Source organism: Xanthomonas sp. WHRI 7945 (assembly GCF_035026585.1).
This window is the reverse complement of sequence record NZ_JAYIQP010000009.1, coordinates 118,531-136,913: the sequence shown is the minus strand read 5'-3', so window position 1 is coordinate 136,913 and position 18,383 is coordinate 118,531. Positions and strand designations below refer to the sequence as shown.

Genomic DNA, 18,383 nt, shown 5'->3' with positions numbered 1-18,383 from the left:
GGTTGCATGTCTGCCAGCTTTCTTCGCCGCATCGCCACGACGACGTGCCTGGTGTCCGTTCAGCCAGTGCGCGACAGCCGGCTCAGGGCGTGGTGGACAGGCGGAACAGCACCAGGCTCAGCGCCAGCGTGGCCATGCCGGCGACCAGGCCGTACACGGTCTCGTGGCCCTTGGCGTAGCGCTTGGCCGCGGGCAGCAGTTCGTCCAGGGCCAGGAACACCATCACTCCGGCGATGACCCCGAACACCGCGCCGAAGATCGCTTCGGACAGGAACCGCGACAGCACCGCATAGCCGATGATCGCGCCGATCGGCTCGGCCAGGCCGGACAACAGGCTGGCGGCGAACGCATAGGACTTGCGCCCGGTGGCGTAGTGCACCGGCACCGCGATGGCGATGCCTTCGGGGATGTTGTGCACGGCGATCGCGAACGCCAGCGGCATGCCCACGGTGGGGTTTTCCAGGGTGGCGAAGAACGTCGCCAGGCCCTCCGGGAAGTTGTGCGCGGTGATCGCCACCGCGGTCAGCAGGCCGACCCGCTTGATGTAGGCACGGTTGTCGTCGCGGAACAGCGGATCCTTGGCGTTGAGGCTTTCGTGGGGATTGGGCACCAGCCGGTCGATCACCACGATCAGCGCCATGCCGGCCAGGAACGCCAGCGTGGCGTAGGCGTAACCCAGGTTCGGATCGAAGGCCTTGGTGAACGAGGTGATCGACTTGCCGAGGATTTCGGTCAACGACACGTACACCATCGCACCGCCGGCGAAGGCCAGGCCGAACGCGAGCAGGCGCGGGTTGGGACCCTTGGTGAACAGCACCAGCACGCTGCCCAGGGCGGTGGCCAGGCCGGCGGCCAGGGTGACCGCCAAGGCGATCCAGACGTTGTGCGACGAAATTTCCAGCATGCGCCAGGCGGCTCCTGTGTCGGGACAGCGATGAAAGCGGGCGCGAGGCTGGCGGAGTGTGAAGACGGCGCGCCGCCGCGTCGGCGGTGCGTTCGGGGGCGGCCGGCGGCTTGGCTCAGCCGGCGCCGTGCGCCTGCGCGTCGAGCGCGAAGCAGCGGTCCGGGCGCGGTTGCGGCACGGTGAAGTTGACCGGCACCTGGATCGTCCACGGCACCGCCTGGCCATTGCGGGTGGCGGGCTTGAACACCCATTCACGCACGCGCTGCTGCGCCGAGGCGTCGAGCTTGGGCTGGCCGCTGCTGCTGACCAACTGCACGTCGGTCGGCCTGCCTTCCACGCCGACCACCACTTTCAGCACCGCCTTGCCGCCGAGCCCGGCGCAGGCCAGCTCGATCGGATAGTCCGGCGGCGGGGTCTGCACCGCGGCGACCTCGGTCGGCGGCGCCGCCACGGCCTGGGTCTGCGACTGTTCGGACTTGCCGCAGCCGCCCAGCAGCACGGCGGCAGCGAGGCCGGCGAGCGCCGGCAAGCGGGTGCAACGAGGGGACACGGTGGGCATGGCGTTCATTCCGGAAGGGCCGACGCCTTGGCGGCGCAGATGAAGTCGTTTTCGCTGAGGCCGCCGACGTCGTGGGTGGAATAGCGCACCACCACGCGGTCGTAATGCACGCCCAGGTCGGGGTGGTGGTCCTCGCGGTGCGCGATCCAGGCCAACGCGTTCACGAACGCCAGCGTGCGGTAGTAGTCGGGGAAGCGGAACGTGCGGCTGATCGCCATGCCGTTCTCGACCAGGTCCCAGCCGGGCACCTGCGGCAGCAATTCGGCCAGGCGCGCCTGGGTGAGCTTGTACTCGCTGCCCCTGCAGGGGGCGCAATGGGCCTGTTCGAGCGGGATCAGGTCGTTCATGTTCGGAGCCTCCGCGGCGGGGCGGCTGAACGCGCCGCCGATGGGGAAAGTTCGCGATGAGCCGATCGCGTGGAAGCGCTAGAATAACCGCATGATCCAGATCTCCGACAACGCGCAGACCCATTTCCGCAAACTGCTCGAACGCGAGGCCGTGCCCGGCATGGGCGTGCGCCTGAGCGCGGTCGACCCCGGCACCGCACGCGCCGACGCGCGGCTGGAGTTCGCCGAGCCGGCGGACCTGGCCGGCGACGAATGGGCGATCGATTGCGCCGGCTTCACCCTGTACGTCGCCGCCGACAGCGTCGGCTGGCTGGACGGTGCCGAGATCGACTACGTCACCCAGGGCACCGGCCAGCAACTGACGATCAAGGCGCCGAAGATCAAGGGCGAGGCGCCGGGCGAGGCCGCATCGCTGGTCGAGCGGGTGCGCTGGGTGGTCGAGAACGAGGTCAATCCGCAGCTGGCCCAGCATGGCGGCCGGGTGGCGGTGCAGGAAGTGTCGGCCGAGGGCGTGGTGCTGCTGCGCTTCGGCGGCGGCTGCCACGGTTGCGGCATGGCCGACGTGACCCTGAAGCAGGGCATCGAGAAGACGCTGATGGGGCGCGTGCCGGGCATCACCGCCGTGCGCGACGCCACCGACCACGACAGTGGCAGCGCGCCGTACATCCCGCGCGACACCGCGGCCTGATTCCTCCGCGACGCCGGTGACGCGCGCCACCGACATCCTCGACGCGCTGTTGGCGCGCTCGCCGCGCAAGCTGTTGCGCGATCGCCGGACCGGCCTGCCGTATGGCTGGGCGCATTGGATTGCTTCGCAGCCGGTCAGGCCGCGCCCGTTCGTCTCCTCCGAGCTGATCGCGGCGCTGCCGGCGCCGGCGCCGGCACCGACCGCGCGCCTGCCGGCACTGGGCGCATGGCAGGCATTCCGTCGCCTGTGGTGGCAGGACTGGGATCCGGCGCCGTACGACCAGCGCTGGTGGCGGCGGATCGCGGCGCTGGTCAGCCTGGCGTTGCATCTGTTGTTCGCGCTGTTCCTGTTATGGGTGGCGTTCGTGCGCCTGCTGCCGCCGCGTCCGGACGCGGGCGAGGCCGGGCGCGTGCAGGTGGAATTCGTCGGCCGCGGCACGCCGGCCGAGACCGGCGGCGGCGCGGCCGCGCAGGACGCCGCTGCCGCCGCGGCCGCACAGCAGGCCGCCGCGGCGGCAGCGCGCCAGGCCGCGGCGACCGCCGCAGCGCAGACCGCCGCCGCGGCGCGTGCCGCGTCCGCCACGCCGGCGAGCGCGGCACAGGCGGTGGCCAGCCCGCCGCCGCCGCCGCCGGAGCAGCCGCTGCAGGTCACCGAGACCGCGCAGCCGCGCAGCGATTTCGTGCTGCCGCCGCCCAGCGTGCGCGAACCGGCGCTGACCCCGCGCGAGATCGCGCCGCCGAGCGTGCAGGTGACCGAGCGCCAGATCGACGTGGTCACCGAGGTCCCGATCGTGGCGCAGATCCGTCCGCGCGAGGTGGCGGTGCCGCGCCCGCCGGCGCCGCAATTGCAGGTACGCGAGCGCGAAGTGCCGGCGCCGCTGCCGCAGGTCCAGGTGCAGGTGCCGCAGATCCGTCCGCGCGAACCCGCGCCGACGCTGCGCACGGCCGAGGCGCCGCAGGTGCGGCAGATCGAACTGCCGACGCCGGCCACGGCGGCGGCGCCGGTCGTGGCGCCGTCCGTGCAGCCATCCGACGCGACCGCAAGCGCGCCCGCGAACGCTGCGGCTGCGGCTGCGGCTGCGGCTGCGGCGCAGTCTGCGACCCCGACCAGCACCGCCGCACAAGGCAAGGCGGAGACCCAGACGCCAGCCGGCACCGGCGCTGCGCCGCCGGGCAGCCGGGCGGCCGCGCCGGGCAGCGGTCCGGCCGCGGTCGCGCACGACGGCGGTTGGGCGACGCCGCAGCGCGGCGACGACTGGGGCGCATCGGCGCGCAACCGTGCCGGCGATGCCGGGGCCGGCCAGCGCAATGGCCTGTTCAACGGCGATGGCAGCGTGCGCGTGCCCGGCGGCGAAGGGCAGGGCAAGGCACCGCCGCGCGGCGCGCCCGGCACCGAGACCGACAGCTGGTCGCGCGACCAGATCGCCAAGGCCGGTGAGTGGCTCAAGCGCCCGCCGTACGACTACAAGCCGACCTCGTTCGACAAGTACTGGCTGCCGAACGCGACGCTGCTGGAAGAGTGGGTGCGGCGCGGCATCAAGACCGTCAACATCCCGATTCCCGGCACCACCAGCAGCATTTCCTGCGTGGTCTCGATCCTGCAGCTGGGCGGCGGCTGCGGCATCACCGATCCGAATCTCAACGACCAGCCCGCCAGCGCGCGACCGCCACCGGACGTGCCGTTCAAGCCGGGCCTGCAGGAAGACAACGGCAGCGTGAAGTAGGCGCCGAGTGCGCGCGCATTTGCGCTGCTGCGGCATCCAGGCAGCCATGTTGCGGCATGGATGCGATAGCGATCCGCCGCATGCAGACGCCTGTCTCCTGTAGGAGCGGCTTCAGCCGCGACAGAAGCTATCGGTAACGCGTGTCGCGGCTGAAGCCGCTCCTACAGAAGAGCGGCTCGCCGCCGACATGCGGGCGATCGCGCCCGATTCGGAGGCGCGTGCACCCTCAGTCGATCGCGGCCGGCGGCGCGAAGCCCGGCACCTGAAGCCGGCGACGCCGCGTTTGCCGCACACGGACTGGCGGTGGGACCCGGCGCTGGCGAGACGCCAGCGCTCGCGGTTACTTCAGGCCGTGCATGTCGCGCAGCTGGGTGGCGCGCGAGCCGAAGTACGCCGCCAGGTCGGCGACATCCTGGTCGCTGAGCGGCGTCGCCTGCGGAGTCATCAGCGGATGCTGGCGATCGCCGGCGCGGTAGGCCTGCAGAGCGTGCGCAAGGTAGTCGCCGTACTGGCCGCCCAGCTTGGGATAGGTCGGGTCAATCGGCGCGTTGCCGTCGGCACCGTGGCAGTCGATGCAGCTCTGCCCGGTGGCCTTGCCCTTGGCGTTGGCCAGCTTCTCGCCGGCGGCGACACGCCCGGTGGGCAGGCCGGCGGACGAGCCGGAACCGTGCTCGCCGCTGGCATGGCCGGGATCGCCGGCGGACTGGCTGGTGGATTCAACCTGCGATTGCGAACATGCCCCCAACCACAGGGCAGCAAGCAGGACGATGGCGGGACGCAGTGCGTGCTCGGCTTTCGGCATGGGAAGGCTACTTGAGGGTGGTCAGGAAAGCGGCGATGTCGGCGATATCCTGGTCGGAGAAGCTTTCCGCCTGGGCCTGCATGGTCGGGTGCTTGCGCTTGCCGAGCCGGTATTCGGTCAGCGCCTGGGTCAGGTACTGCGCCGATTGGCCGCCGATCTTGGGAATGCGGTAGCTCGGATAGGCATTCTTGTAGCCGGTGACGCCGTGGCAGCCCTGACAGGTATAGGTCAGCAGCTTGCCGTTGGCGGCATTGCCGGCGGCGGGAGCAGCGGAGGCTGCCGGAGCCGGAGCGGTGGCTGGAGCGGGAGCGGCGGGCGCCGGCACGGTCTGCGCCGCTGCCGGGGTGATCCCGAGAGAAGCGAGTACGGCCAGAGCAAAACAAGCGGCTAGCGGCTGCGTGCGCATGGTTTCGTGGTCCGGAGGACGGGACTGGGGGTTCCGGCGTGGGGGAACACGGAACGACCCGAGTATAGCCTGGCCTTTCGCGGCTCCGAAACAGTCCCCTGTCTCCGCACATGGCACGGAGGGCGGGCACCATGACCTTTGGCTCATTCACCTTGGCGTCATCAGGTGATCTACTTACCTACAACACCATTCACGCCATCCACCAGGGACACGACGATGACGCGATATTCCACGCGCCGACGCACCGCCAGCTGCGCCGCCGCGCTGTTGATCACCTCCACGCTGCTGCTCGGCGGCTGCAAGCCGGGCGCCGGCGACGCCCAGGCCAAGCAGAAAGAGGCCGAGAAGGCGCCGGACGCGGTCCCGGTCGAGGTGGCCAAGGTGACCCGTCGCGCGGTGGCGGCCAGCTACAGCGGCACCGCCGCGCTGGAGGCGCGCGCCGAATCGCAGGTGGTGGCCAAGACCTCCGGGGTGGCGCTGGCGGTGCTGGCCGAGGAGGGCCAGCAGGTCCGCGCCGGCCAGCCGCTGGTGCGGCTGGACCCCGACCGCGCGCGGCTGGCGGTGGCGCAGAGCGAGGCGCAGCTGCGCAAGCTGGAGAACAACTACCGGCGCTCGCAGCAGCTGGTCGGCCAGCAACTGGTCAGTGCCGCCGACGTCGACCAGATCAAGTACGACCTGGCCAACGTGCGCGCGCAGCACCAGCTGGCGTCGCTGGAACTGTCCTACGCCACGGTGGTCGCGCCGATTTCCGGGGTGATCGCGTCGCGCTCGATCAAGACCGGCAACTTCGTGCAGATCAACACCCCGATCTTCCGCATCGTCGACGACTCGCGCCTGGAGGCCACGCTCAACGTGCCCGAGCGCGAGCTGGCCACGCTCAAGGCCGGGCAGCCGGTGACCCTGCTGGCCGATGCGCTGCCGGGCAAGCACTACCTGGGCAGGGTCGATCGCATCGCGCCGGTGGTGGATTCGGGCAGCGGCACGTTCCGCGTGGTGTGCGCGTTCGAAGAGGGCGCCGAGGCGTTGCAGCCGGGCATGTTCGGGCGCATCCGCATCGACTACGACCAGCGCGCCGATGCGCTGGTGGTGCCGCGCCTGGCGTTGCTCGACGACGGCGAGCCGGCGGTGTTCAAGGTCGCCGCCGGCAAGGTGGCGCGGGTACCGGTGACGCTGGGCTACTCGGAAGGTCCGTGGGTGGAGATCCGCGCCGGGCTGCAGCCCGGCGATCAGGTGGTCACCGCCGGCAAGGTGGCGCTGCGCGACGGTAGCCGCGTGCAGGTGATCGCGCCGCAGCGCGAGGCCGCCGGCACCGGCGGCGGCGCCGCGGTCGGAGCGCGCTGATGACCAGCGCCGGTTCCGATCACGGCAGCGATCCGCACGAACACACGCCGCCCGGCGTGCATGGCGGCGGGCTGGTCGAATTCGCCACGCGCCGCCGCGTCACCATCGCCATGGCCACGGTGACGCTGCTGCTGTTCGGCGTGATCGCGTTGAACAGCCTCAAGGTCAACCTGCTGCCCGACCTGAGCTATCCGACCCTGACCGTGCGCACCGAGTACACCGGCGCGGCGCCGTCGGAGATCGAGACGCTGGTGACCGAGCCGGTCGAAGAAGCGGTCGGCGTGGTCAAGAACCTGCGCAAGCTCAAGTCGGTGTCGCGCACCGGACAGAGCGACGTGGTGCTGGAGTTCGCCTGGGGCACCAACATGGACCAGGCCAGCCTGGAGGTGCGCGACAAGATGGAGGCGCTGGAACTGCCGCTGGAAGCCAAGGCGCCGGTGCTGCTGCGCTTTAATCCGTCCACCGAGCCGATCATGCGCCTGGTGCTGGCGAGCAAGGCGACGCCGGCCAGCGACGCTGACGCGGTGCGCGCGCTGACCCAACTGCGCCGCTACGCCGACGAGGACCTGAAGAAGAAGCTGGAGCCGGTGGCCGGGGTGGCCGCGGTGAAGGTCGGCGGCGGCCTGGAGGATGAGATCCAGGTCGACATCGACCAGCAGCGCCTGGCGCAGCTGAGCCTGCCGATCGACAACGTCATCACCCGGCTCAAGGAAGAGAACATCAACATCTCCGGCGGGCGCCTGGAACAGGGCTCGCAGCGCTACCTGGTGCGCACCGTCAACCAGTTCGCCGACCTCGAGGAGATCCGCAACCTGCTGCTGACCACCCAGGGCGCCGGCAGCAACGCCGCCGACGCGGCGATGCAGCAGATGTACGCGATCGCCGCCTCGACCGGTTCGGAAGCGGCGCTGGCCGCGGCCTCGGCGGCGCAGAGCGCCTCGTCCAGTTCCACCACCACCATCGCCAACGGCATGCCGGTGCGGCTCAAGGACGTGGCCGAGGTGCGGCAGGGCTACAAGGAGCGCGAGGCGATCATCCGCCTGGGCGGCAAGGAAGCGGTGGAACTGGCGATCTACAAGGAGGGCGACGCCAACACCGTGTCCACCGCGGCGGCGCTGCGCAAGCGCCTGGAACAGTTGAAGACGCAGATCCCGCCGGACGTGGAACTGACCACGCTGGAAGACCAGTCGCGCTTCATCGAGCACGCCATCGGCGACGTCAAGAAGGACGCGGTGATCGGCGGCCTGCTGGCGATCCTGATCATCTTCCTGTTCCTGCGCGATGGCTGGAGCACGTTCGTGATCAGCCTGTCGCTGCCGGTGTCGATCGTGGCCACGTTCTTCTTCATGGGCCAGCTCGGCTTGAGCTTGAACGTGATGTCGCTGGGCGGGCTGGCGCTGGCCACCGGCCTGGTGGTGGACGACTCGATCGTGGTGCTGGAAAGCATCGCCAAGGCGCGCGAGCGCGGCCTGAGCATCCTCGATGCAGCGATCGCCGGCACCCGCGAGGTGAGCATGGCGGTGGTCGCCTCGACCCTGACCACGATCGCGGTGTTCCTGCCGCTGGTGTTCGTCGAGGGCGTGGCCGGGCAGCTGTTCCGCGACCAGGCCTTGACCGTGGCGATCGCCATCGCGATCTCGCTGGTGGTGTCGATGACCCTGATCCCGATGCTGAGCTCGCTGAAGGGGCGCCCGCCGCTGGCGTTCCCGGCCGAGCCGGAGCAGCCGCAATGGCAGCCGCAGCGCGGCTGGCTCAAGCCGGTGGCGATGGGTCGGCGCGGCGCCGCGGCGGCGGTGCGCGGCAGTTTCTTCGGCGCGGCGTGGCTGGTGGTGCGGCTGTGGCGCGGCGGCGTGGCGGTGGTCGCGCCGGTGATGCGCAAGGCCAGCGACCTGGCGATGGCGCCGTATGCGCGCGCCGAACGCGGCTATCTGCGGCTGCTGCCGGGCGCGCTGGGGCGGCCGTGGATGGTGCTGGGCCTGGCCGCGCTGGCGTTCGCGGCGACGCTGGCGATGGTGCCGATGCTCGGCGCCGACCTGATCCCGCAACTGGCGCAGGACCGCTTCGAGATGACGGTGAAGCTGCCGGCCGGCACGCCGTTGCGGCAGACCGATGCGCTGGTGCGCGAACTGCAGGAAAAACACGGCAAGGACGCCGGCGTGCAGGCGCTGTATGGGGTCAGCGGCAGCGGTACCCGGCTCGACGCCAGCCCCACCGAGAGCGGCGAGAACATCGGCAAGCTGACCATCGCCATGGCCGGCGGCGGCAGCGAGCAGTTCGAGGCGCAGCAGAGCGACCGGATGCGCGCGACGATGCGCAACCACCCGGGCGTGCAGGTCGGTTTCAGCCGCCCGGAGCTGTTCAGTTTCTCCACGCCGCTGGAAATCGAGCTGCGCGGACAGGACCTGGAGACGATCCAGCACGCTGGGCAGAAGCTGACCGCGATGCTGCGCGGCAACGGCCACTACGCCGACGTCAAGTCGACGGTGGAAGAGGGTTTCCCGGAAATCCAGATCCGCTTCGATCAGGAGCGCGCCGGCGCGCTGGGCCTGACCACGCGGCAGATCGCCGATGTGGTGGTGAAGAAGGTGCGCGGCGACGTCGCCACCCGCTACAGCTTCCGCGACCGCAAGATCGACGTGCTGGTGCGCGCGCAGCAGAGCGACCGCGCCAGCGTCGACAGCATCCGCCGGCTGATCGTCAATCCGGGCAGCAGCCGGCCGGTGACGCTGGACGCGGTCGCCGACGTCGTCGCCACCACCGGTCCCAGCGAGATCCACCGCGCCGACCAGATCCGCGTGGCGATCGTGTCGGCCAACCTGCGCGACATCGACCTGGGCGGCGCGGTGCGCGAGGTGCAGGACATGGTCGCGCGCGAGCCGCTTGGCGCCGGCGTCGGCATGCACATCGGCGGCCAGGGGGAGGAGCTGGCGCAGTCGGCCAAGTCGCTGCTGTTCGCGTTCGGCCTGGCGATCTTCCTGGTGTACCTGGTGATGGCCTCGCAGTTCGAATCGCTGCTGCACCCGTTCGTGATCCTGTTCACCATCCCGCTGGCGATGGTCGGCGCGGTGCTGGCGCTGCTGCTGAGCGGCAAGCCGGTGTCGGTGGTGGTGTTCATCGGCCTGATCCTGCTGGTCGGGCTGGTGACCAAGAACGCGATCATCCTGATCGACAAGGTCAACCAGCTGCGCGAGGAGGGCGTGGCCAAGCGTGAGGCGCTGATCGAAGGCGCGCGCTCGCGGCTGCGGCCGATCATCATGACCACGCTGTGCACGCTGTTCGGCTTCCTGCCGTTGGCGGTGGCGGCGGGCGAGGGTGCCGAGGTGCGCGCGCCGATGGCGATCACCGTGATCGGCGGCCTGCTGGTGTCCACGCTGCTGACCCTGGTGGTGATCCCGGTGGTCTACGACCGCCTGGACCGCCGCGCCGACGGCTACTACGCCGAGCGCGGTCAGCGCGCGCGCAAGCGCCTGCAGGGCCTCGCCGGCAGCGCCGGCACCGACGCGGGCGAACCGGCATGAGCGTCGCCGAGTTCAGCATCCGCCGTCCGATCACCACCATCATGTGCTTCGTGTCGCTGGTGGTGGTCGGCCTGATCGCCGCGTTCCGGCTGCCGCTGGAGGCGCTGCCGGACATCTCCGCGCCGTTCCTGTTCGTGCAGTTGCCGTACAGCGGCTCGACCCCGGACGAGGTCGAGCGCAACCTGGTGCGGCCGACCGAGGAAGCGCTGGCGACGATGACCGGGATCAAGCGCATGCGCTCGACCGCCACCGCCGACGGCGCCAACATCTTCATCGAGTTCTCCGACTGGGACCGCGACATCGCCATCGCCGCGTCCGACGCGCGCGAGCGCATCGACGCGATCCGCGCCGACCTGCCCACCGACCTGCAGCGCTACCACGTGTTCAAGTGGTCCAGCAGCGACGAACCGGTGCTGAAGGTGCGCCTGGCCGGCGCGGCCGACCTGACCGGCGCCTACGACATGCTCGACCGCGAGTTCAAGCGGCGCCTGGAACGCATCCCCGGCGTGGCCAAGGTGGAGGTGTCCGGCGCGCCGCCGAACGAGGTCGAGATCGCGATCGCGCCGGACCGGCTCGGCGCGCACAACCTCAGCCTCAACGACCTCAGTGAGCGCCTGGGCAAGCTCAATTTCTCGCTGTCGGCCGGGCAGATCGACGACCACGGCCAGCGCCTGCGGGTGCAGCCGGTCGGCGAGCTGCGCGACCTGCAGGAACTGCGCGATCTGGTCATCGACAACAAGGGCCTGCGCCTGGGCGACATCGCCGACATCCGGCTCAAGCCGACCCGGATGAACTACGGCCGGCGCCTGGACGGGCGCCCGGCGGTGGGCCTGGACGTGTACAAGGAGCGCAGCGCCAACCTGGTCGAGGTGTCGCGCGCGGTGCTGGCCGAGGTGGAGCAGATCCGCACCCAGCCGGCGCTCAGCGACGTGCAGGTCAAGGTCATCGACAACCAGGGCAAGGCGGTGACCTCGTCGCTGACCGAGCTGGCCGAGGCCGGCGCGGTCGGCCTGCTGTTGTCGGTGACGGTGCTGTTCTTCTTCCTGCGCCACTGGCCGTCGACGCTGATGGTGACGCTGGCGATCCCGATCTGCTTCACCATCACCCTGGGCTTCATGTATTTCGCCGGGGTGACCCTCAACATCCTGACCATGATGGGCCTGCTGCTGGCGGTGGGCATGCTGGTGGACAACGCGGTGGTGGTGGTGGAGAGCATCTACCAGGAACGCGAGCGCATGCCCGAGCAGCCGCAGCTGGCCTCGATCATCGGCACCCGCAACGTCGCCATCGCGCTGTCGGCCGGTACCCTGTGCCACTGCATCGTGTTCGTGCCGAACCTGTTCGGCGAGACCAACAACATCAGCATCTTCATGGCGCAGATCGCGATCACCATCTCGGTGTCGCTGCTGGCCTCGTGGCTGGTGGCGGTGAGCCTGATCCCGATGCTGTCCGCGCGCATGCGCACGCCGGCGCTGGTGCGCTCCGAGCGCGGCCTGATCCCGCGCCTGCAGCGCCGCTACGCGCGCGTGCTCAGCTGGTCGCTGGCCCATCGCGGCTGGAGCGTCGCCGCGATCGCGCTGATCACCGCGCTCAGCGTGATCCCGATGCTGCAGACCAAGAAGGACATGTTCGGCGGCGATGGCGGCGAGCAGATCTTCATCAGCTACGCGTGGAAGGGCTCGTACACGCGCGAGCAGCTGTCCGAGGAAGTGGCCAAGCTGGAACGCTTCATCGACGCGCGCCGCCAGCGCTACCACGTCACCCAGGTGTATTCGTGGTTCAGCGAGGTCGAGGGCAGCAGCACCACGCTGACCGTGGACCTGAAAAAGGTACGCGACCTGCCGGCGCTGATCGAACAGATCCGCAAGGAGCTGCCGCGCTCGGCGCTGACCGACTACAGCGTCGGCAGCAACGGCAATGGGCAGGGCGGCGGCAGCGGCGCGCAGAGCGTGCAGGTGCAACTGGTCGGCGATTCCACCCAGGCGCTGCGCGCGATCGCCGACGACGTGGTGCCGCTGCTGGCGCGGCGCAAGGAACTGCGCGACGTGCGCGTGGACACCGGCGACCGCACCACCGAACTGGCGGTGCGGGTGGACCGCGAGCGCGCCGCGGCGTTCGGCTTCAACGCCGAGCAGGTCGCCAGCTTCGTCGGCCTGGCGTTGCGCGGCGCCTCGCTGCGCGAGTTCCGCCGTGGCGACAACGAGGTGCCGGTGTGGGTCCGCTTCGCCGGTGCCGAGGAGACCACACCCGAGGACCTGGACAGCTTCAACGTGCGCACCAAGGACGGGCGCAGCGTGCCACTGCTGAGCCTGGTCGACGTGCAGACGCGGCCGGCGGCGACCCAGATCGGGCGCACCAACCGCCAGACCACGCTGACCATCACCGCCAATCTCGGGCTCAAGGTCACCCCGCCGGAGGCCAAGCAGGCGATGGAGGAGACGCTGAAGGGCGTCAGCTTCCCGGCCGGCTACCACTACAGCTTCGACGGCGCCGACGGCCAGGACGACGACCAGGCCGGGCAGCAGATGATGTTCAACCTGCTGATCGCACTGCTGATGATCTACGTGGTGATGGCGGCGGTGTTCGAATCGCTGCTGTTCCCGGCGGCGATCATGAGCGGGGTGCTGTTCTCGATCTTCGGCGTGTTCTGGCTGTTCTGGCTCACCGGCACCAACTTCGGGATCATGGCCTTCATCGGCATCCTGGTGCTGATGGGCGTGGTGGTGAACAACGGCATCGTGATGATCGAGCACATCAACAACCTGCGCCGGCGCGGCCTCGGCCGCACCGAGGCGCTGGTGGAGGGCTCGCGCGAGCGGCTGCGGCCGATCATGATGACGATGGGCACCGCGATCCTGGCGATGGTGCCGATCTCGCTGACCACCACCCAGATGTTCGGCGACGGCCCCGCCTACTACCCGATGGCGCGCGCGATCGCCGGCGGCCTGGCCTTCTCCACTGTGGTCAGCCTGCTGTTCCTGCCGACCATCTACGCGATCCTCGACGACCTCAGCGGCGGCGTGACGCAACTGGTGCGCCGCGCGCGCGGCGGCCGCGGCGTGGCGGCGCCGTCGGTGTCCTGACGAAAGGAGCGGTGCCCGCGCCGGAATGGCCGGCGCGCGCTTGGCGCCTGCTGCGTCGCGCGGGAAAAGTTGTGGGAGGGGCTTCAGCCCCGACGCCTTATCGATCACGCGTCGGGACTGAAACCCCTCCCACAATGTTCAACGACATGGCGGCCATGCGATGGGGCAGGGCGCATGGCCGCGCCGCCGCGGTGCGCTCAGCCGGCCAGCTTGCCGAAGATGCGGAAACCGGCCAGCCACACGCCGACCATGCTGCCCAGGTTGGTCAGCAGGAAGGTCAGCACCACCCGCGAGACGCGGTTGCGGTACCAGCCGCGCAGGTTCTGCGCGTCGTCGCGCAGCGCCAGGAAGTCGCCGTAGGCCGGCTTGCGCATGTGCACCTCGACCAGCGCGCTGAACGCGCCGGCCGGCACCCCGGGGCGGAACGGCTTCAGCGGCGCGGCGATGGCGCCGGCGACGATGCTCAGCGGATGGCCGCCGGCCAGCAGGCAGCCCAGCCCGGCCAGGCCGCCGGTGAACAGCACCCACTGCAGCAGCAGGTCGGTGCCCAGCGCGAAGCCGCCGCGCCAGTAGCCCCAGGCGACGCCGCCCAGCACCAGCGCGGTCAGGGTCAGGGTGATCCACGGAACCTTCTTCTTGGTCGGCACGTCTTCCAGTGCCTTGCGCAGCGATGCCGGATCGTCCTGGTCGTCCTGCAGGTGCCTGGCCAGGCCGGCCAGATGGCCGGCACCGACCACCGCCAGCACCTCGCGGATGCCGCCGGCGCGCGCGGCGTCGACGAAGTCCGGCGCCGCGATCGGCGTTTGGCTGGGCGCGGTCCGCTGCGCGTGTTCCTCGCGCAGGCGCGTGGCCATGTAGCGGTCGCGTTCGGCGATGATGGTGTCGTACAGCGCCGGGCTTTCGCTGGCGAAGTCGCCGAAGCTGGCTTCGAGCATGTCGCCCTGCTTGAGCTTCTCGATCTCCGCCTCGCCGACCTCGTCGGAGGCGAACAGGCCGCCGAGCAGGCCGCTGCCGAGCTTGAGCTTGCCGAAGAAACCGAGCCGGCCGGAGGCGCGCTTGAAGGTCAGCCCGACCTCGCGGTCGATCAGGTACACCGGCAGTTGCCGTTCGCGCGCCAGCAGCACCGCGCGCTTGAGCTCGGCGCCGGGCTCGATGCCCAACTGCTCGGCCAGGCGCCGCTGGTAGGCCGCCAGCGCCAGGTTGGCCGCGAACAAGGCCACGCGGCCCTTGCGGATCACCTGCACCAGGTCCAGCTTGGTCAGCGCATCCGGGTCGGTCAGCGCCTGCAGCCGTTGCGGGTCCAGTTCGACCGCGACCGCATCGAAGCGGCCGCTGTCGATCGCCCGTTCCACCGCGGCGACGCTGGCCAGCGAGACGTGGGCGGTGCCGAGCAGGGTATAGCGCACGCCATCGCGTTCGACGATGCGGTACGGCTGGCCGGCGAACAACGCGTCGTCGCCGGCCTGGGAAAGTTCGTTCATTCCATCACTCATCGAAGGGCGCCTCATCGGCGCCGGGGCCCAGCGGGCGTTGCATCTGTAGCGTGTCCAGCCAGCGCCCGTGCTTGCGGCCGAGCCCGCTGAACACGCCGACCGGCCTGAAGCCGAAACGCTGGTGCAGGCGGATTGAAGCGTGGTTGCTCGACTCGCCGATCACCGCCACCATCTGCCGGAAACCGCGCGCCTCGCAGGCCGTGATCAGCGCCTGCAGCAGCGCAGAACCGACACCGCGGCCGTGCAGCGACGGGTCCACGTAGACGGTGTTCTCCACGGTCCAACGGTAGGCGACGCGGGCCCGGTAGCTGCTCGCGTAGGCGTAGCCGGCCAGGCGGCCGTCGGCGGCATGCGCGACCAGGTAGGGATAGCCGCGCGCGATCACGTCCTGCATGCGCCGCAGCATTTCGACCTCATCCGGGGCGTCGTACTCGTAGGTATTGACCTGGCTGCGCACCTCTTCGGCGTACAGCGCGGTGATCGCGGGGATATCGGCGGCCTCGGCGGCGCGCAGTTGCAGGTCGTCCAAGGCGGTGGCGGCTCAGTCGATGTAGCGCTTCAGCAGATCGCCGTAGGCGTCGATGCGGCGGTCGCGCAGGAACGGCCAGATCCGCCGCACGTGCTCGCTGCGCTGCAGGTCCACGTCGCACACCAGTACGGTCGGCTCGGCGCCGGCCTCGGCGATGAACTCGCCCTGCGGGCCGAGCACGTGGCTGTTGCCCCAGAACTGGATGCCGGCGGCGCCGACCACGCCATCGGCGGCCAGCGGCGAGGCTTCGTGGCCGACCCGGTTACAGCTGAGCACCGGCACGCCGTTGGCCACGGCATGGCCGCGATGGCTGAGGATCCAGGCGTCGCGCTGGCGCTCCTGCTCGGCCTGCTCGTCGCTGGGGTCCCAGCCGATCGCGGTCGGGTACAGCAGCAGTTCGGCGCCGGCCAAGGCCATCAGCCGCGCCGCTTCCGGATACCACTGGTCCCAGCACACCAGCACGCCCAGGCGCCCGACCGAGGTCTGGATCGGGGTGAAGCCGAGATCGCCCGGGGTGAAATAGAACTTCTCGTAGAAGCCCGGATCGTCCGGGATATGCATCTTGCGGTACTTGCCGAGCAGGCGGCCGTCCTTCTCGAACACCACCGCGGTGTTGTGGTACAGGCCGGCAGCGCGGCGCTCGAACAGCGACGCGACCAGCACCACACCGTGACGCTTGGCCAGCGCGCCCAGGCGCTCGGTGCTGGGACCGGGAATCGGCTCGGCCAGGTCGAACTCGTCCACCGACTCGTGCTGGCAGAAATAGGCGCCGTTGTGCAGTTCCTGCAGCAGCACCAGCTGCGCGCCCTGCGCCGCGGCCTCGGCCACGCGCGATTCGATGACCGCCAGGTTCGCCGCGGCATCGCCATGGTTGCGCTCCTGGATCAGCGCGACGGAAAGAGTGTTTCGGCTCATTGCGGGAAGGATGATCGGCGAAAGCAGGAATGGTAGCGCGGATGGCGCCGCGGCAGGTTCCCGGCAGATGAATGCCGCGTTGGGCGCTTGAAGGCGCGCTGAGCGGAGCGGGGCGCAAGCGGCGTCCGTCGCTCGTGCAGCGGGCAGGCGTGACGTCGGCGCCGCTACTGCCGGCGCGGCGCCGGATCGAAGTCCTGGCACGGCGGCACGGCCGTTCCCGGGGCAATGCGGGTAACGGACGTCTCGGCGAGGCCGCGCCCGTTCCGGTCGCGGCACGGACCCGCCGAAGCGTCAGGCTGCCAGCACGCCCTCGGGCAACTGCATGGTGATGCAGTGCAGGCTGCCGTTCTGCCAGATCAGCGCGCGGCACGGAATCGGCACGATCTCGTGCCGCGGGAATGCCTGCGCCATCACCGCCTGCGCCTGCGCATCGGCGGCATCGCCATAGGCCGGCATCAGCACCGCGCCGTTGACGATCAGGAAGTTGGCGTAGGACGCGGCCAGGCGCCGGCCGTGGTCGAGCACCGGCTGCGCCCACGGCAGCGGGAACAGCCGATACGGCTGGCCATCGGCGGTGCGCAGCGCGGCCAGTTCGGCGCCCATCGCCTGCAGTTCGGCGTAGTGCGAATCGCCGGCGTCGTCGCAGGCCTGGTAGACGATCGCGTCTTCGCTGGCGAAGCGGGCGAGGGTGTCGATATGCGCGTCGGTGTCGTCGCCTTCCAGGTAGCCGTGGTCCAGCCACAGCACGCGCTGCTGCGCCAGCCAGTCGGCCAGGTCATGGCTCAGCGATTCGCGCGAGCGCTGCGGATGGCGTTCGTGCAGGCACTGCCAGGTGGTCAGCAGGGTGCCGGCGCCGTCGCTGTCGATCGCGCCGCCTTCCAGTGCGAAGTCGATGCTGCGTACATCGCTATCCGCAAACAGCTGCTGCGCCGCAAGCGCGCTCACCAACTGGTCGTCGCGGCTGGCCTGGAACTTGCCGCCCCAGCCGGTGAAGCGGAAGTCCAGCAACTGGAAACCGCCGCCATCGCGGGCCAGTGTGATCGGACCAGAGTCGCGCAACCAGGTGTCGTCGTATTCGGCCTCGACGAACCGCACGCGCTGTATGTCCACCCGCGCCGAGCGCAGCCGCGCCTCGGCGTAGATCTGCAGGTCGGCATCGGCGACGCAGATCAGCACGCGCTGGTAGCGCACGATCGCCGCGACCAGCGCGATATAGGTCTCCTCGACCTCGGCCAGGCGCTCGGCCCAGTCGGTGCCGGCATGCGGCCAGGCGATCAGGATGGCGGACTGGGGCTCCCATTCCGCGGGAAGGCGAAGGCGATCAGTCATTGCAACCACTACTCATGTGCTGCCTGCCGAAGCCAGGCTGTTATTTAAATCCCGCACATGGATGTGCGGGCTCTTGCGAGGGATTCGCATAAACCAGGCTCTTGCGAGGGACTCGCACTAACGAATGGCAGGCTTGGGCCCGACCTCGTTGGCATCGGCCTTGTTGGCGACCACGTCGACCACCTTGTGCTTTTCGAAGTACACGGTGAAGGCTGGATACACCCAACGGTTGATGGTCGGCCATTGCCGCTTCTGTCCGCCGCGCGGTTCCAGCTTCGACTGCGGGGCGCCGTAACGCGCTTCGACCTCGCCCATGCTCAGGCCGCGCGTCGGCAGCGCCGCGACGGGTTCCTGCTTGACCCGCTCGACCAGCAGGGTCTCGGCGTGGGCGACGCCGGCAACCCCCAGAACGACCAGCAGCAATGCGGACAGACGGTGCTTCATCACGGTGTACTCCCCAGAGGACGAACGGCGATTACAGCAAACTTCGGCAACAAAAAACCGCCCGAAGGCGGCTTTTGTCGATGACCGGCAACCGTGCGCGCGGAGCCGCAGGGCGGGCCGTCGTCGGATCAGCGCTGGCGAGCCTTGAAACGCGGGTTCGACTTGCAGATCACGAAAACCTTGCCGCGGCGGCGGACCACCTTGCAGTCGCGGTGACGGGTCTTCGCCGACTTCAGGGAGGACAGGACTTTCATGGCACACCTCGGCGTAAACTTGTGGATTAGAGAAGGATACGGCGTGGC

The 18,383-nt window shown here is 70.0% G+C and carries 16 protein-coding genes; 5 read left to right on the top strand and 11 right to left on the bottom strand.

Annotated elements, in window-relative coordinates:
* Window positions 1–82: 82 nt before the first annotated feature.
* From zupT to VDQ83_RS09620, 3 genes are all read right to left on the bottom strand, one after another.
* Complete coding sequence (zupT, locus tag VDQ83_RS09630) at window positions 83–904, bottom strand: zinc transporter ZupT (protein ID WP_263394682.1); 822 nt, start codon at window positions 902–904, stop codon at window positions 83–85.
* Between the two features lie 115 nt (window positions 905–1,019).
* Window positions 1,020–1,463 carry an energy transducer TonB gene (locus VDQ83_RS09625; RefSeq protein ID WP_455434743.1) on the bottom strand — a complete coding sequence of 148 codons (444 nt, stop codon included), beginning with the start codon at window positions 1,461–1,463 and terminating at the stop codon, window positions 1,020–1,022.
* A gap of 5 nt (window positions 1,464–1,468) precedes the next feature.
* Complete coding sequence (locus VDQ83_RS09620) at window positions 1,469–1,810, bottom strand: 4a-hydroxytetrahydrobiopterin dehydratase (RefSeq protein WP_455434742.1); 342 nt, start codon at window positions 1,808–1,810, stop codon at window positions 1,469–1,471.
* A gap of 91 nt (window positions 1,811–1,901) precedes the next feature.
* Between VDQ83_RS09620 and VDQ83_RS09615 the strand changes: the two genes are divergently transcribed.
* Window positions 1,902–2,498 (top strand): NfuA family Fe-S biogenesis protein, encoded by a 597-nt coding sequence (locus tag VDQ83_RS09615; protein ID WP_263113380.1) that lies wholly within the window; start codon window positions 1,902–1,904, stop codon window positions 2,496–2,498.
* A gap of 16 nt (window positions 2,499–2,514) precedes the next feature.
* The gene (locus VDQ83_RS09610; RefSeq protein ID WP_455434741.1) at window positions 2,515–4,221 is read left to right on the top strand and encodes a hypothetical protein; all 1,707 of its coding nucleotides are present in this window, start codon (window positions 2,515–2,517) and stop codon (window positions 4,219–4,221) included.
* A gap of 340 nt (window positions 4,222–4,561) precedes the next feature.
* Here the strand turns inward: VDQ83_RS09610 and VDQ83_RS09605 are convergent, their stop codons facing one another.
* The gene (locus tag VDQ83_RS09605) at window positions 4,562–5,023 is read right to left on the bottom strand and encodes a c-type cytochrome (protein WP_455434740.1); all 462 of its coding nucleotides are present in this window, start codon (window positions 5,021–5,023) and stop codon (window positions 4,562–4,564) included.
* Between the two features lie 7 nt (window positions 5,024–5,030).
* A complete protein-coding gene (locus VDQ83_RS09600) occupies window positions 5,031–5,429 on the bottom strand; it encodes a c-type cytochrome (RefSeq protein ID WP_263394678.1) in 399 nt (132 codons plus the stop codon).
* A gap of 216 nt (window positions 5,430–5,645) precedes the next feature.
* On the opposite strand from VDQ83_RS09600, the gene VDQ83_RS09595 reads away from it, so the two are divergent.
* Genes VDQ83_RS09595 through VDQ83_RS09585 form a run of 3 tightly spaced genes read left to right on the top strand, consistent with a single transcriptional unit; the run spans window position 5,646 to window position 13,371 of the window.
* Window positions 5,646–6,770, top strand: a complete 1,125-nt coding sequence (locus tag VDQ83_RS09595; protein ID WP_455434739.1) for an efflux RND transporter periplasmic adaptor subunit — start codon at window positions 5,646–5,648, stop codon at window positions 6,768–6,770.
* Window positions 6,770–10,288 carry an efflux RND transporter permease subunit gene (locus VDQ83_RS09590; protein WP_455434738.1) on the top strand — a complete coding sequence of 1,173 codons (3,519 nt, stop codon included), beginning with the start codon at window positions 6,770–6,772 and terminating at the stop codon, window positions 10,286–10,288. Before VDQ83_RS09595 ends, VDQ83_RS09590 begins: the two co-directional genes overlap by 1 nt.
* Entirely contained in the window at window positions 10,285–13,371 is a 3,087-nt protein-coding gene (locus VDQ83_RS09585) for an efflux RND transporter permease subunit (RefSeq protein ID WP_455434737.1), read from the top strand. Before VDQ83_RS09590 ends, VDQ83_RS09585 begins: the two co-directional genes overlap by 4 nt.
* Before the next feature lie 197 nt (window positions 13,372–13,568).
* Here VDQ83_RS09585 and VDQ83_RS09580 read toward each other — a convergent pair whose 3' ends face one another.
* The 6 genes from VDQ83_RS09580 to ykgO all read right to left on the bottom strand — a co-directional run bounded on the left by VDQ83_RS09580 (window position 13,569) and on the right by ykgO (window position 18,335).
* Entirely contained in the window at window positions 13,569–14,864 is a 1,296-nt protein-coding gene (locus VDQ83_RS09580) for a TraB/GumN family protein (protein ID WP_455434736.1), read from the bottom strand.
* On the bottom strand, window positions 14,857–15,393 hold the full coding sequence (locus VDQ83_RS09575; protein WP_455434735.1) for an N-acetyltransferase family protein: 537 nt from the start codon (window positions 15,391–15,393) through the stop codon (window positions 14,857–14,859). The genes VDQ83_RS09580 and VDQ83_RS09575 overlap by 8 nt, the downstream gene beginning before the upstream one ends.
* Window positions 15,394–15,405: 12 nt before the next feature.
* Window positions 15,406–16,308, bottom strand: coding sequence for a carbon-nitrogen hydrolase (locus VDQ83_RS09570; RefSeq protein WP_263394672.1), 903 nt, complete (start codon window positions 16,306–16,308; stop codon window positions 15,406–15,408).
* Window positions 16,309–16,599: 291 nt separating this feature from the next.
* Window positions 16,600–17,637 carry an agmatine deiminase family protein gene (locus VDQ83_RS09565; RefSeq protein WP_455434734.1) on the bottom strand — a complete coding sequence of 346 codons (1,038 nt, stop codon included), beginning with the start codon at window positions 17,635–17,637 and terminating at the stop codon, window positions 16,600–16,602.
* A gap of 117 nt (window positions 17,638–17,754) precedes the next feature.
* Window positions 17,755–18,081 (bottom strand): hypothetical protein, encoded by a 327-nt coding sequence (locus tag VDQ83_RS09560; protein WP_263394670.1) that lies wholly within the window; start codon window positions 18,079–18,081, stop codon window positions 17,755–17,757.
* A gap of 128 nt (window positions 18,082–18,209) precedes the next feature.
* Complete coding sequence (ykgO, locus tag VDQ83_RS09555) at window positions 18,210–18,335, bottom strand: type B 50S ribosomal protein L36 (protein ID WP_005913193.1); 126 nt, start codon at window positions 18,333–18,335, stop codon at window positions 18,210–18,212.
* Window positions 18,336–18,383 lie beyond the last annotated feature (48 nt).